Consider the following 12,822-nt stretch of genomic DNA (forward strand, 5'->3'; position numbering starts at 1 on the left):
ATTAATAATTAAGTGGGGTCGTAAAATCAAAAATAAGGGCAATGCTTGTATCACAGTTTAAATGTGCAACAGCTTAATTCGGCAATTCAAACCCTTGCAGATTTGCGGGGTAAGAAAATAGCTTTTACAAAAGGTTCAAGCGCCAATTACCTGTTAGCAAAAGCATTGAAATCCGCAGGGATAAAATGGAGTGAAATTAAGCCTGCCAACCTGACACCAGCCGATGCCAGAGCTGCCTTCCAACAAGGTAACGTAGATGCTTGGGTAATTTGGGACCCGTTTTATGCAGCAGCTCAAGCGCCAAAAGATGTTCGTGTTGTTAAAGATAGTAAAGGACTAGCAGCTAACCGAGATTTTTACTTAGCTAATAAGTCATTTGCTGGGTCGAATGCCAAAATCATTGAGGCAATTAGAGAAGAAACTCAAGCAGTAGCGACTTGGGCCGATGCGAATCCCGCAGAAGTAACTAAGATCCTCGCTCCCATTCTGAAAATTGATGCTTCTATCTTAGATGTAGTAACTCGACGGCGGAGTTATGGATTTGAACCGATCCAAGCTGATATGGTTGCCGAGCAACAGGAAATTGCGGATACTTTTTTTGAACTCGGCTTAATTCCCAAGCAGCTCAAAGTTGAAGAAGTAGTTTGGAAACCAGGTAATTAAAAATCCCCGCTTGTGGGTAAATGTTGGATAAAGCAAAACACCTGATATCTTCTACCTTCCAAATAGCGGGGGTGAAGACGATGCTGGGGAACCGCGCTGGGATTACAGGAAAGGTCAGCCCCATTGGTTGCGTCACGCCCACGCTTCGCATTCACTAGACAGGGACGCGCCGATTCAGTTGGTGCAGCAGACGTTAGGGCATGAATCGGTAGCGACTACTTCCAGGTATCCACACGCACACGCCCAAACGACAGCAACAGCTTGTATCTGCCAGGGTAAAAGGTAACTTTCCTTGCATCTTTTTCAACATTATGGGATATTGAATTGAAAAAACTAATTCAAATAGAAAATTATGGCAACTGAGCAAGAGCTTCAATCTCTTTTTAATGCCTTGGATGGCGATCAAGATGGCAAAATATCGAGTAATGAGCTTTTTTTAAGTCCTGGGTTAAATGCAGTCATTTTAGCAGAAACAGGTACTAGCCCCGCGGAACTGCTAGCGACGTATCGAGATGAAGAGGGTAATATTACCTTTGAAGACTTGAAACAAGCTGTTAAGAAAGCAGGGAATTTAGAATAAGCGCGATCGCCTAGCCAGCAGCGATTGAAATAAAATCATTTATCCAAGTGGATGAGTGTCTTCCCCTGGTAATAGTTGCAGTAGTTATAGGGGAAAAAGCGATCGCTGACTACCAAGGATAAGAACTTGCTTCTTATCCTTTCATCTGGCAGGGATTTAAGCCCCAGTTGACATTAGAGTTATAATGTCGGCAGTGGAGAACCTTTTTTCTTTGAGCTACCTCCGAAAATCCCCTTGACAACTGGCTTTGAGCCTTAACTTGTCACCAATGGGTGACTGTTTACAAAACTTGCTGGCGCAATTGGGGAAAAACCTTTGCAACTTTGTTGAGGACATAATCGCCGTAAGTGCCGCGAAACTCGTGAACGCTGGCTTTGTCCCAACGTTCGTTCTTGTTGTCATCGACGATCGCTCCCTTGATGTCAATCGGGTGGAGTTCAGCATTGAAATTGGGATCGAAGAAGAATGGAAATGAGAGGCGATCCTGTCCTGACACATTCTTGACTCGATGAGGAGTAGAGCGATAAAGTCCACCTGTGAGGCGATCGAGCATATCGCCAATGTTACAAACAAATGAATTGGCGATCGGGGGAGCATCAATCCAGCCTGATTTTGTCTTCACTTGCAACCCACCTAAATCATCCTGCTTGAGAATCGTGAGCAAACCATAATCGGTATGCTCTCCCACTCCCCAGGATTTGCCTTGCGGATTGCTTTGTAGTGGATAGTTGAAGATGCGAAATAAAATCAGGGGATCGGTCGTATAGCGATCGCGGAAGTAAGATGCTTCTAAGTTCAAACTCAGGGCAATTCCCGCCATTACTGCGTGACCCAGTTGGGTCATCACCGACAGATATTCTAGTATTGTTTCGCGAAAAAGAGGAATATCGGGAAACAGGTTTGCTCCGTGCATGGGAACACCTGCTTGAACAGCCGGATGGTTTTGATTCAATTGAGATCCGAAATAAATTCCTTCTTTCAAATCTGGTTTACCATTCGTCAGTTCACCTCCAACCGGAAAGTAGCCGCGCCATGCCCGACCTCCCAGCGCCATCCGAATTTGCATTTTGGTTTCTAAATCTAGAGCAAAAAACTGACGGCTCAGTTGCTCCAAACGGTTTTGCAAGCCTTTGTCTACACCATGCTCAACAATGTAAAAAAAACCTGTGCTGCTGCAAGCTTGCCGGATTTGGTTGGCAACAGTATCTAGGCGATTATCCGATACCAGCGAACTAATATCGATAACGGGAATCTGAGAAACATCTACTGTTAATTCAGTTGCCATAGAGATGGATTATAAGTAGTTAAGATTGAACGCCTTTTATAATTTGAATTGTTCATCCACCGGAATTTGATAGCCATTTGCCAGTCGATTGGTAGCGTTTGCGGTTGCCACGATCGCCATCAGTTCCCCAAATATGGCATCATCCATTCCCTTGGCTCGCGCTCCGGCTGTATGAGATGAAATGCAGTATGGGCAATTATTTGTAACGCTGACAGCAATGTAGATTAACTCGCGGGTCAGGGGATCGAGTTCTCCCGGAGCCGTCATCACCTCCTTCACATTCTGCCAGGTACGTTGCAGGGTAGGCGGATGGTTGGCGATCGCTTTCCAAAAGTTGTTGATGTACTCGGTTTTGCGTGTCGCGCGAATGTCGTCATACACTGCGCGTACTTCATCACTTGCATCTTCGTATTCAATCAAATGGCTCATAGTTGCAATAAGGGTGAGATCGTGAACAGCACTAATTCATAGTAGCGACTCACCTGTTAAAAACAGCTAACCACTCCTTGCTAATCAAGCTGATTGAGCGCGATCGCCATATTGTCAAGGGAGTTGCCCATAGCACCACCAACAGTTTAGTTGGTCTTTTAAGCCTTGATCTTGAGCGTGCCTTGCTGTAAGATAAAATTCAGCTATACTACGGTAAATCGCTCAATTTATAGTATAAACTGCGTAAGTCCTAATTAAACGAGACATTTAGCAAGGAATTGAGGAGACGAATCATGAGCAAGTGGTTTGCCATTGCCAGACGTAGGTTGCTGCTATTTTTTATTTCTGGGCTGTTTCTAGGGCTATTAGTCAATGCCTGTAATTCTTCCTCTCCTGGAACTAACACTACAGCAGCATCCCCAGGCTCATCTCCTACGGCAGTTCCTACGGTAGTACGTTTAGATTATGCCTACTACAATCCTGTCAGTCTCGTACTCAAAGAGAAAGGCTGGCTAGAAGAAGACTTAGCCAAAGCCAATATGAAAGTCGAATGGGTTCTCAGTCAAGGTAGTAACAAGGCATTAGAGTTTCTCAATGGCAGCAGCATTGACTTTGGCTCGACTTCTGGTGCTTCCGCACTGATTGCCAAAGCCAATGGCAATCCCATCAAATCTATTTACGTTTACTCGAAGCCGGAATGGACAGCATTAGTAACTACGGCGAATTCTTCCATTCAAAAAGTCGCCGATCTAAAAGGCAAGAAAGTTGCAGCAACGCGCGGAACAGATCCGTTTATTTTCTTGTTGCGTGCCTTGGATCAAGTCGGTTTGACTGCCAAAGATGTGGAAATCGTGCCTTTGCCCCACGCTGACGGTAAAGCTGCCCTTGAGAAAGGCGATGTCGATGCCTGGGCTGGTCTCGATCCATTTATGGCACAGACAGAAGTAGAAAAAGGCTCGAAACTCTTCTTCCGCGAGCCCAAACTAATTAGTCAAGGCTTTTTGAATGTCCGCGAGGCATTTGCCAAACAATATCCTGAACAAGTTAGTCAAGTGCTAACCGCCTATGAGAAGGCACGGAAATGGGCGATCGCAAATCCTAGTGAACTCAAGCAAGTGGTAATTAAAGCATCGAAGCTGACAGAAGCGGTAGCAACTAAACAATTAGAGGAGCGAACCGATATATCAAACTCATCGATTGGTGACGAACAAAAAGCCGTTATTAGTGCTGCTGGGGATGTCTTGAAAAAAAGCGGCGTGATCGAGGATTCCGTTGATGTCATTACAGTAGTTAACAATTTAATCGATCCGCAGTATGTGGCAAGGGTTGCGAAATCCTAAGTAAAAAACATCTGCTGTGGATATACACCAACTCACCAACGCATCTCAGAAAATTAAAAGTTAAAAATTGAAAATTGAAAATTGAAAAGTAAATTAATCATTTTTAATTTTGCATTTTTAAACTTTAATTCCGCTGCCAACCTATCTATGCTTGATACCAAACACTAAGTTATGGAACAAAGACTTGCGATCGCAATCTCAAGCGCACAAACAGGTAATATTTGGCAACTTCTCAGTCGTCTGGGCAGAGCAAAAGGCTTGCTCTTGCCAGTCTTTCTCTTAATATTGTGGGAAAGTCTGTCTAGGTTTGGCTTTGTTCCTCCTAACTTGTTACCTGCTCCCTCAAATATTGTCATAACAGTTTGGAAACTCGGTGCAGCAGGGGAACTATGGCAGCACATCAGCATTACACTCTATCGGGTTTTTGTTGGCTTCTTGATTGGTACATTTTTTGCCACTATTCTAGGAGGATTAACAGGCTATTCTTGCCTAATTCGCGATTTACTCGACCCACTTTTGCAGTCACTCCGCAACATTCCTTCCCTCGCATGGGTGCCGCTATTCATCCTCTGGATGGGAATTCATGAGCCTTCTAAAATTGCTCTGATCGCCGTTGGAGTCTTCTTCCCCGTTTACTTAAATCTCATGAGCGGCATTCACAATGTCGATCGCAAATTGGTTGAGGTTGGCAAAATCTATAGACTTAATGATTGGCAGCTTATCAGTCGTGTGTTCTTGCCCGCGACATTGCCTGCCTACATTGTCGGTTTGCGGAGTGGCTTGGGTTTGGGCTGGATGTTTGTCGTGGCGGCTGAATTGATGGGAGCCAGTCAGGGCTTAGGCTTCTTATTGATCGACGGGCAAGCGACTGGACGACCCGCCATCACCCTCGCCAGCATTCTCTTGTTTGCGATTTTCGGAAAAGTGACTGACTCAATTATTGGCCTTGCATCGCATTGGCTACTCCATTGGCAGGATGTTTACGCTTCCAACCATTAGTTCAAAGCATTAGTTTCAAGAATTCATTCAAAGCGCCAAGTAGGAAACATATATGCTACTCATCGAAGGACTGCATAAGCGATTTAAAAATGGTTTTGTAGGATTGGAGTCTATTAATTTAACTGTTAATCGCAGCGAGATTGTTAGTTTAATCGGTACGAGTGGTTGCGGCAAAAGTACACTTTTACGGATAGTTGCCGGATTAGAACTGCCAACTTATGGAGAGGTGCAAATTGACGATATTCGCATTAACAAACCTCATCCAGAAATTGGTGTAATATTTCAAGAACCTCGGCTGATGCCTTGGTTAACCGTCTGGGAAAATGTGCAGTTTGGTTTGCATCATTTACCGAAGGATGAACGCAAGGCACGGGCAAGTGATGCTCTAGTTAAGGTTGGATTACAAGATTTTGCTCGTTTGCTGCCGCGCCAACTATCAGGAGGAATGGCTCAACGGGTGGCGATCGCGCGTGCCCTTGTTACTAATCCTTCTATTTTATTGCTAGATGAACCCTTTAGTGCTCTCGATTCCTTTACTAGAATGCAATTACAGGATCGTCTGTTAGAAATTTGGCAATCCGATCGCCAGACCATGATTCTTGTCACCCATGATGTTGAAGAAGCACTGATTTTAAGCGATCGCGCGATCGTTATGCGTGGCAACCCTGGACGCATCCACCTTGAGCTAGATATCGATCTTCCCCGTCCCCGCAGGCGTACCGATCGCGATTTGCAATATTGGAAAGAAAAATTATTGAGTACCTTGGATTTATCCAATACGCAAACAGTTCCCTTAGAGGTTTAAATCCCAGGCTGCGATCGCAATTAATATGTAATCAAGAAGGAGGTTGAATTGGGAAATTCTATAAATTAAAGATGCAACAATTTCTATAATTATAATGAATAAAATTGTTGCGAAAACCCATCATTATCAACGCAGATATAGCAAAACCATTTGATTTGTAAACAATCAATTCAATCATCACAAGCGTTTCAGGTTGTTCTACCTTCATGACTCAAATAGACTTGCTATATCTCACAAACTCAATCCTAACTTAGCAAAAGTTGACTTCAATCATGACTACTAAACTATTCCAAAGCTACGATTCCACTCTCTTTCAAGGAGCCATTTCTTATTACCTGCAATATCGACCGCGCTACCCAAATGCTCTTTACGATTTAATCTCACACGAATTTCAATTAGACGGGCAAGGCAAGCTTCTCGATCTCGGCTGTGGGATTGGCTTAGTAGCGATCGCCTTACACGATCGATTTCAATCTGTTTTGGGTATCGATCCCGATCCAGAAATGCTCGAAGTTGCCAAGCAAGAAGCTAAACTGGCTCATGCTTCAAATATCGCATGGGTAACGGATTTAGCAGAAAATATTTCCCCGGCAATTGGTACATTTTCCCTTGTCACCATTGGTCGTGCTTTTCATTGGATGGATCAAGAATTGGTACTACAGCGCAGCTATGATGTGCTCGATCGCACCAGTAACGCTAATACGGGGATAGCGATTATTCAAACTGAAAAAGATATTTGGTCAAATGACTCTGTTTGGGCACAAAATGTGCTAGCGACGATCAAACGGTGGCTAGGAGAAGAGCGGCGTGTGGGATCGAGCAGCGTTCCTTTGCTCTACAAGTCTGATTTAGAAGTTTTGGATCGATCGCCATTCGTTCGGATTAAACGCCATAAGATTGACTTTCAAAAACACTGGACCATAGATAATTTTATTGGTTATCTCTACTCCACCGCTTACTGCCGTCGCGATTACTTTAATGGCGATACTTCCGTATTTGAGGCGGAAATTAAAGCAGCAATTCTCAGTGCAGAACCTACAGGTCAGTTTGTTGAAGATGTACCGATTTCTGTTTATTTGGGTTTTAAGGACTGACCAACCTCTAGGAATCCTAAATCATTTGTACCTGATTACTTCCCTCGATTTTGTATCATCAATATGAAAATATCCCTTGCAGACTCGAAAAGCACAACACAACAAGACAGCAAGCAAGATTATGTAGCGATAGCAAAATCACTTGCTCAAGAATTTGCTGCTACTGCCATCGAACGAGATCGTCTTGGCGGTACGCCAAAGTATGAACGCGATCGCATTCGCTCTAGCGGTTTGCTCAGTTTGATTATTCCTAAAGAATATGGCGGTATTGGCGAAACGTGGATTACTGCACTCCAAATTTCCCGCGAGTTGGCAAAGATTGATAGTTCTCTAGCCCATGTTTATTCCTATCACCATTTAGGGGTTGTTATCCCGCATCTTTTTGGCACGGAGGAACGCAAAGCGCAGTTCTACAAAGATACGGTGACAAACAATTGGTTTTGGTGCAATGCTCTCAATCCCCTCGATCGCCGTGCGACTTTAACTCCTGATGGTACAGGCTTTTTACTGAACGGTACAAAAAGCTTTTGTTCTGGCTCTAAAGATTCTGATATCTTACCCATCACTGCGGTTCGTCAAGATACCTCCGAACTCACGATTATTGTAATTCCCACTCAAAGAGAGGGAATACAAATTCATGACGATTGGGATAATATGGGGCAACGTCAAACCGATAGCGGTAGTATTAGTTTCGACCAAGTGCGCGTTTATGACTCGGAAGTGTTTGGCGATCGCACCCGTGCTGATATTCCTTTCCGTACTTTACGAGCTTGTTTGACGCAAATCAATCTTGCCCATATTTATTTGGGTATTGCGGAAGGAGCATTTGCTGCTGCCAAAGACTACACTTGCACCCAAGGACGACCCTGGTTGACTTCCAATGCTCCTAGTGTGACGCAAGATCCCTACATTCTGAAACACTACGGAGAAATGTGGGTCGATCTGCAAGCCGTTAGCAGTTTGACTGATCGAGCCGCCGCCATTCTGCAAGTAGCTTGGGAAAAAGGCATAGATTTAACAACAGAAGAACGTGGAGAATGCGCGATCGCGATCGCAACTGCAAAAATTGCTGCCACAAAAATAGGTTTAGATGTGACAACTCGCATTTTTGAAGTAATGGGGGCGCGTGCTACCACCAGTAAATATGGTTTCGATCGCTACTGGCGTAATCTGAGAACGTTTACGCTACATGATTCTGTGGACTATAAAATTCACGATCTGGGTAACTGGGTACTCAACCATCAGCTCCCCAATCCCAGCTTTTATACGTAAAAAACATCTAATGATTGATACATTCTGTCATCTATAAACTTGCAATCTATGGTACTGTTGCCTAGATTTTTTAAGTGCCTTTGTCTATCAAGTATTAGGTAGAAAAAGACGATAGGATTCACTGTCTATCAGAATTCTGAAACCCAGCCACATCAGCACGAAGGGGAAAAACTTGCTCGCATAACGGCTGAGTACCAAAGCAATACCAGGTAGATGGGTCAGAGTATAGGACATAAACAGCCAGCAGGAAACAATGAGATAGCAAACGGGTATAATTACGGACAGATTTTGGATTGAGCTACTCGCAAACAAAGGGATATAAATCCCTAGATTGTTGCTGCCGTTAGCAATCGTGACCGAGGAGACGCGATAGGTCTGCGGATCGCGGATTACATCCCAGAGCGATGGTTTTCTAGAATCAAATCCTCGGAATTTAGAGTTTCTTTTCAGATTGGCTGACTTATCTTCGGCTGAATCATCCTTATTAAGATTGAGCAAATTGTTCAAGCCAATCAGTATCGGCAGAATCCCCAGTAGACCAGTCCAAGTGGACGGAATCACTAGCCCCAGTAAGAAACCAACCAAACTTAGTATCACCAATACCGTGAACCCTAAAAGCTCACCAACCACAACGTGCTGAGGGCGAAAAGTACGATTAACCTCACTGAAGAAGGCAGTCAGATAAATATTGTCGTCAAACGTTGTTGCCACAGCAGCAGCTAGCCCGATCTTAAGTGTTGCAATTAACCAATCCATTACCATTCCTCACTTAACACCTATCCGATCGCTCGTTTCGGCGATCGCTCAACCATTGTAAAAAATACCACAATGTCAGTAGGATAATGTGGGTATCCCCTATTTGGGTGTAACGAGCTAGCCAATCTGGTAGTTTATGTATCAAGCGGTGCTTTGACTCGATCCCCCATCTTCAATCGATCCAGCGTCCATCACCTGTGTTTATCAAAAGAGTCATTATGATTAGCCGTTTGATTCACCTTCTGCCTAGAGGCGCAGGTCAAAATATCTTACGATCGCTCAGATCGGTTATTCCCAGATCGCTTGCCTATCGGTTTGCAGTGCGATTTTGCCTCAGTCTTGCCACGATTTTGGTCTTGAGTCTGGCTTTTGAGAGTCATGCTGTTGCCACTTCTGCCTCTGGGAATGTACTCTCCCCTCTAGTCAGTCAGGTAAATCAGACCACACTACCTAAAGACTCAACAACTCGGGTACTGGAAACTGTGGGACTGTTTGTGGGAGGCATCATTTTCTGTATAGTTTTGGATCGCTGGTTTTCTAAACGTTCTGCTCAATCGGGCAACACACCCTTAGCTGAGCAAGCGCGGCGGCTCAAGCAACTTAAAATCGGTTATCCAGAGGGTATGACAAATCTGGAAGTCCTGCGTGCTAAAGGTTGGCTCGAAAGCCGTTTGCGACCATTTGGGCTGAGTGTTACTTGGACAAGCTTCTTATCAGCTTCTGCTCTGATAGAAGCATTAAGCAATGGGACGATCGATTTCTGCGGCGGCGGTGGTACGGCCAGCATCTTCTCGCAAGCAGCAGATCATGTGTTTGTGCGGGTAGCTAAAGAAAAATATACTGCTCCCAAAGGTCAAGCGATTCTGGTACCTGAAGATTCGCCGATTCAGACGCTTGCTGACCTGAAGGGTAAGAAGATTGTTTTTGACAAAGGCTCAAGTGCTCATTATGTGCTGGTGCGAGCACTGGCAAAAGTGGGATTAGAGTTTAGTGACATTGAGCCAATTTATCTGACTCAGCCACAGGCGCTGCCGCTATTCCGCGCGGGTGAGGTCGATGCTTGGGTGATTTGGGTTCCCTACACGACAACTCAAGTCCGAAGTGCTTATCCAGGGCGATCAATTGCAGACTTAGAGAGCATCTTTGGTGACAAAGCCTCTTTAGAAGTTCCGACATATTACTACGCGATTCCAGAGTTGGTACGCGACTATCCCGACTTGCTCAAGGTGATTTTAGAAGAGGTAAATGAAGCGGGAGCTTGGGCTAAGAAACAGGAATTAGAAGCTGCTGTGCGATTGGCAGAACACCATGAAATAGATTCATCCATTGTAGAAATTTTACAGCAACGTAGTGCCGAACGCGCTATTATCCCGATCGACGACCAATCGCTCACGGCCCTACAGCACCAGGCAAATATATTTAAAGATTTAGATCTGATTCCTGAGCGGGTGAATGTGAAAGATGGAACCTATAGCTTGCAGACTAAGCAAAACTGGACTTATTAATCTGACACTACCACCACTAAAAAGGGTGGAATTTCTGGCTTATTAGCGGGAATTTCTAGAGGAACTAAGAAAGAAAAATGGGACACTTTCATCTTTCTTTCTTATGGATTCTTTTTTCAACCTAAGCTGGCTGATAATTGGGATGCCAAGCAAGCCATTTCTCTTCTAACTTTCTGGCGATCGCATCTGCAAACTTACCCAACAAAGCATACATGATAATGCTCAACACCACCACATCAGTTTGCAAGAACTCGCGAGCATTCATTGCCATGTAACCAATACCAGAATCCGCAGCAATTGTTTCTGCGACAATCAGCGTCAGCCACATAATCCCCAAGGAATATCGCACGCCTACCAAAATCGAAGGCAAAGCCCCAGGCAGAATAACTTGCCACAAAAGAGATCTCGGACTCAAACCATAGACTTTTCCCATTTCAATCAACCCGGCATCGACGCTGCGGATGCCATGAAATGTATTGATATACAGGGGGAAAAACACACCCAAAGCCACCAAAAATAACCGAGCTACATCGCCAATTCCAAACCACAAAATCACTAGAGGAATTAAGGCGAGGTGGGGAACATTACGAACCATTTGTATAGAAGTATCCAGAAGCTTTTCGGCGATTGGAGAAAGACCATTGAGGAAACCAAGAGTTAAACCAATTCCTCCGCCGATGATGAAACCAACGACGGCACGCCAAGCACTAATTCCGATATGGTGAAACAGTTCCCCGGTAATTGCCAATCTAATTCCTGCACTTAAAACACCTGTTGGTGCTGGTAAAACTCTTGTGGAAAGCCAACCCACCTGCACCAATAATTGCCAGCTAACAATCAGCAGCATTGGGACAATCCAGGGGATTACCTGCTGAAAATAGGGGTTGTTGAGCCATTTTTTATTCATGACGCACTCGTAGGAATAACTTGTTTTTGTGTGGGAAACTTATCGTTGGCAACAATTTCGCCAAAAGGACTAAACATTTGCGGTTGATGTACAGTCGGTTGGTTTTTCAGCGGCAAGCGGGGGAATAGCAATTCAGCCACTCGATATGCTTCTTCTAAGTGGGGATAACCGGAAAAAATGAAAGTTTCAATCCCCAATTCGGAATATTCCAATATTCGCTCTACAACGGTATCGGGATCTCCGACTAAAGCAGTACCAGCACCGCCTCTTACTAACCCAATTCCCGCCCACAAATTCGGGCTAATTTCTAGGGATTCGCGGTTGCCTGCGTGCAGTTGAGTCATCCGCTTTTGCCCTTCAGAGTCCATTCTGGCATAAGCTTTTTGGGCGGCAGCGATCGCATCTTCATCGACATATTTAATCAATCGATTTGCATCCTCCCAAGCCTCGCTTTCAGTTTCGCGTACAATGACGTGAAGGCGAATCCCAAACCGCACAGTTCTACCCTGTTCTGCTGCTAATTTTTTCACAGCTTCAATTTTTTTGGCCACTTGTTGCGGCGGTTCTCCCCAAGTCAGATAAACATCAATATGTTTTGCTGCAATTTGTTGTGCGATCGGCGACGAACCGCCAAACCATAACGGAGGATAAGGAGTTTGTACAGGTGGAAATAAAACTTTACCGCCCTTAACCTCGAGATATTCACCGCTAAAATCGACTTCTTGCTCTCGCACATTAGTCGAGTTACTTCCTTCAAGCATTGCCCTCCAAACAGTCAAGAATTCATCAGTCAATTCATAACGTGCGTCGTGACTCAGATGCACTCCATCTCCAGCTAATTCAACCGGATCGCCGCCCGTAACCACATTAATCAACAAGCGCCCGTTAGATAATCTGTCAAAGGTTGCTGCCATCCGTGCTCCTACCCCAGGAGACATTAATCCCGGACGGATTGCTACTAAAAAACGCATTTTTTCCGTTACAGACATGAGGGAAGAAGCCACTACCCATGCGTCTTCGCAAGAGCGTCCCGTCGGAAGTAGAGCGCCCGTAAATCCTAAATGCTCAATGGCTTGGGCGATTTGCTTTAAGTAGGACAAACTGCCAGATCGCCCTCCAATTCCGCTCGCTAAATACCGTCCGTCTCCGTGAGTTGGGATAAACCAAAATAATTCCATTTGCCTTAG

General features: G+C 44.6%; 14 protein-coding genes. 9 read left to right on the plus strand and 5 right to left on the minus strand.

Features of this window, described 5'->3' with window-relative positions:
- Nucleotides 1-45: 45 nt before the first annotated feature.
- The 3 genes from QT994_RS24025 (at nucleotide 46) to QT994_RS24035 (ending at nucleotide 1,243) form a co-directional block, all read left to right on the plus strand.
- A complete protein-coding gene (locus QT994_RS24025) occupies nucleotides 46-663 on the plus strand; it encodes an ABC transporter substrate-binding protein (RefSeq protein ID WP_333178999.1) in 618 nt (205 codons plus the stop codon).
- Nucleotides 664-790: 127 nt separating this feature from the next.
- A complete protein-coding gene (locus tag QT994_RS24030; RefSeq protein ID WP_333048050.1) occupies nucleotides 791-949 on the plus strand; it encodes a tyrosine-type recombinase/integrase in 159 nt (52 codons plus the stop codon).
- 66 nt (nucleotides 950-1,015) lie between these two features.
- A complete protein-coding gene (locus QT994_RS24035) occupies nucleotides 1,016-1,243 on the plus strand; it encodes an EF-hand domain-containing protein (protein ID WP_172190219.1) in 228 nt (75 codons plus the stop codon).
- 280 nt (nucleotides 1,244-1,523) lie between these two features.
- Here QT994_RS24035 and QT994_RS24040 read toward each other — a convergent pair whose 3' ends face one another.
- Both QT994_RS24040 and QT994_RS24045 read right to left on the minus strand, forming a co-directional pair.
- Nucleotides 1,524-2,528, minus strand: a complete 1,005-nt coding sequence (locus tag QT994_RS24040) for a 2-oxoglutarate and iron-dependent oxygenase domain-containing protein (RefSeq protein WP_333179002.1) — start codon at nucleotides 2,526-2,528, stop codon at nucleotides 1,524-1,526.
- Nucleotides 2,529-2,564: 36 nt separating this feature from the next.
- On the minus strand, nucleotides 2,565-2,957 hold the full coding sequence (locus tag QT994_RS24045) for a carboxymuconolactone decarboxylase family protein (RefSeq protein WP_333179006.1): 393 nt from the start codon (nucleotides 2,955-2,957) through the stop codon (nucleotides 2,565-2,567).
- 293 nt (nucleotides 2,958-3,250) lie between these two features.
- On the opposite strand from QT994_RS24045, the gene QT994_RS24050 reads away from it, so the two are divergent.
- From QT994_RS24050 to QT994_RS24070, 5 genes are all read left to right on the plus strand, one after another.
- Nucleotides 3,251-4,297, plus strand: a complete 1,047-nt coding sequence (locus tag QT994_RS24050) for an aliphatic sulfonate ABC transporter substrate-binding protein (RefSeq protein ID WP_333179009.1) — start codon at nucleotides 3,251-3,253, stop codon at nucleotides 4,295-4,297.
- 171 nt (nucleotides 4,298-4,468) lie between these two features.
- A complete protein-coding gene (locus QT994_RS24055; RefSeq protein ID WP_333179012.1) occupies nucleotides 4,469-5,296 on the plus strand; it encodes an ABC transporter permease in 828 nt (275 codons plus the stop codon).
- Nucleotides 5,297-5,348: 52 nt separating this feature from the next.
- Nucleotides 5,349-6,101 (plus strand): ABC transporter ATP-binding protein, encoded by a 753-nt coding sequence (locus QT994_RS24060; RefSeq protein WP_333179015.1) that lies wholly within the window; start codon nucleotides 5,349-5,351, stop codon nucleotides 6,099-6,101.
- A gap of 272 nt (nucleotides 6,102-6,373) precedes the next feature.
- On the plus strand, nucleotides 6,374-7,195 hold the full coding sequence (locus tag QT994_RS24065) for a methyltransferase domain-containing protein (RefSeq protein ID WP_333179018.1): 822 nt from the start codon (nucleotides 6,374-6,376) through the stop codon (nucleotides 7,193-7,195).
- A gap of 63 nt (nucleotides 7,196-7,258) precedes the next feature.
- Nucleotides 7,259-8,467, plus strand: coding sequence for an acyl-CoA dehydrogenase family protein (locus QT994_RS24070; protein ID WP_333179020.1), 1,209 nt, complete (start codon nucleotides 7,259-7,261; stop codon nucleotides 8,465-8,467).
- An 87-nt stretch (nucleotides 8,468-8,554) separates the two neighbouring features.
- Here the strand turns inward: QT994_RS24070 and QT994_RS24075 are convergent, their stop codons facing one another.
- Nucleotides 8,555-9,223 carry a cadmium resistance transporter gene (locus QT994_RS24075; protein ID WP_333179024.1) on the minus strand — a complete coding sequence of 223 codons (669 nt, stop codon included), beginning with the start codon at nucleotides 9,221-9,223 and terminating at the stop codon, nucleotides 8,555-8,557.
- A 218-nt stretch (nucleotides 9,224-9,441) separates the two neighbouring features.
- Between QT994_RS24075 and QT994_RS24080 the strand changes: the two genes are divergently transcribed.
- Nucleotides 9,442-10,728 (plus strand): aliphatic sulfonate ABC transporter substrate-binding protein, encoded by a 1,287-nt coding sequence (locus QT994_RS24080; RefSeq protein ID WP_333179027.1) that lies wholly within the window; start codon nucleotides 9,442-9,444, stop codon nucleotides 10,726-10,728.
- A 121-nt stretch (nucleotides 10,729-10,849) separates the two neighbouring features.
- On the opposite strand, the gene ssuC is transcribed toward QT994_RS24080, so the two are convergent.
- Nucleotides 10,850-11,635: an aliphatic sulfonate ABC transporter permease SsuC gene (ssuC, locus tag QT994_RS24085; protein WP_333179030.1), complete on the minus strand. Its 786-nt coding sequence runs from the start codon at nucleotides 11,633-11,635 to the stop codon at nucleotides 10,850-10,852.
- Nucleotides 11,632-12,813, minus strand: a complete 1,182-nt coding sequence (ssuD, locus tag QT994_RS24090; RefSeq protein ID WP_333179033.1) for an FMNH2-dependent alkanesulfonate monooxygenase — start codon at nucleotides 12,811-12,813, stop codon at nucleotides 11,632-11,634. Before ssuD ends, ssuC begins: the two co-directional genes overlap by 4 nt.
- Nucleotides 12,814-12,822 lie beyond the last annotated feature (9 nt).

The organism is Microcoleus sp. S13_B4, assembly GCF_036700885.1.
GTDB lineage: Bacteria > Cyanobacteriota > Cyanobacteriia > Cyanobacteriales > Microcoleaceae > Microcoleus.

What these genes read in the sequence shown, in the direction of transcription:
- QT994_RS24070 (WP_333179020.1), top strand. Translation starts at nt 7,259, where the DNA reads ATGAAAATATCCCTTGCAGACTCGAAAAGCACAACACAACAAGACAGC.
- QT994_RS24040 (WP_333179002.1), bottom strand. Translation starts at nt 2,528, where the DNA reads ATGGCAACTGAATTAACAGTAGATGTTTCTCAGATTCCCGTTATCGAT.
- QT994_RS24080 (WP_333179027.1), top strand. Translation starts at nt 9,442, where the DNA reads ATGATTAGCCGTTTGATTCACCTTCTGCCTAGAGGCGCAGGTCAAAAT.
- ssuC (WP_333179030.1), bottom strand. Translation starts at nt 11,635, where the DNA reads ATGAATAAAAAATGGCTCAACAACCCCTATTTTCAGCAGGTAATCCCC.
- QT994_RS24060 (WP_333179015.1), top strand. Translation starts at nt 5,349, where the DNA reads ATGCTACTCATCGAAGGACTGCATAAGCGATTTAAAAATGGTTTTGTA.
- QT994_RS24075 (WP_333179024.1), bottom strand. Translation starts at nt 9,223, where the DNA reads ATGGATTGGTTAATTGCAACACTTAAGATCGGGCTAGCTGCTGCTGTG.
- ssuD (WP_333179033.1), bottom strand. Translation starts at nt 12,813, where the DNA reads ATGGAATTATTTTGGTTTATCCCAACTCACGGAGACGGACGGTATTTA.
- QT994_RS24045 (WP_333179006.1), bottom strand. Translation starts at nt 2,957, where the DNA reads ATGAGCCATTTGATTGAATACGAAGATGCAAGTGATGAAGTACGCGCA.
- QT994_RS24035 (WP_172190219.1), top strand. Translation starts at nt 1,016, where the DNA reads ATGGCAACTGAGCAAGAGCTTCAATCTCTTTTTAATGCCTTGGATGGC.
- QT994_RS24055 (WP_333179012.1), top strand. Translation starts at nt 4,469, where the DNA reads ATGGAACAAAGACTTGCGATCGCAATCTCAAGCGCACAAACAGGTAAT.
- QT994_RS24065 (WP_333179018.1), top strand. Translation starts at nt 6,374, where the DNA reads ATGACTACTAAACTATTCCAAAGCTACGATTCCACTCTCTTTCAAGGA.
- QT994_RS24050 (WP_333179009.1), top strand. Translation starts at nt 3,251, where the DNA reads ATGAGCAAGTGGTTTGCCATTGCCAGACGTAGGTTGCTGCTATTTTTT.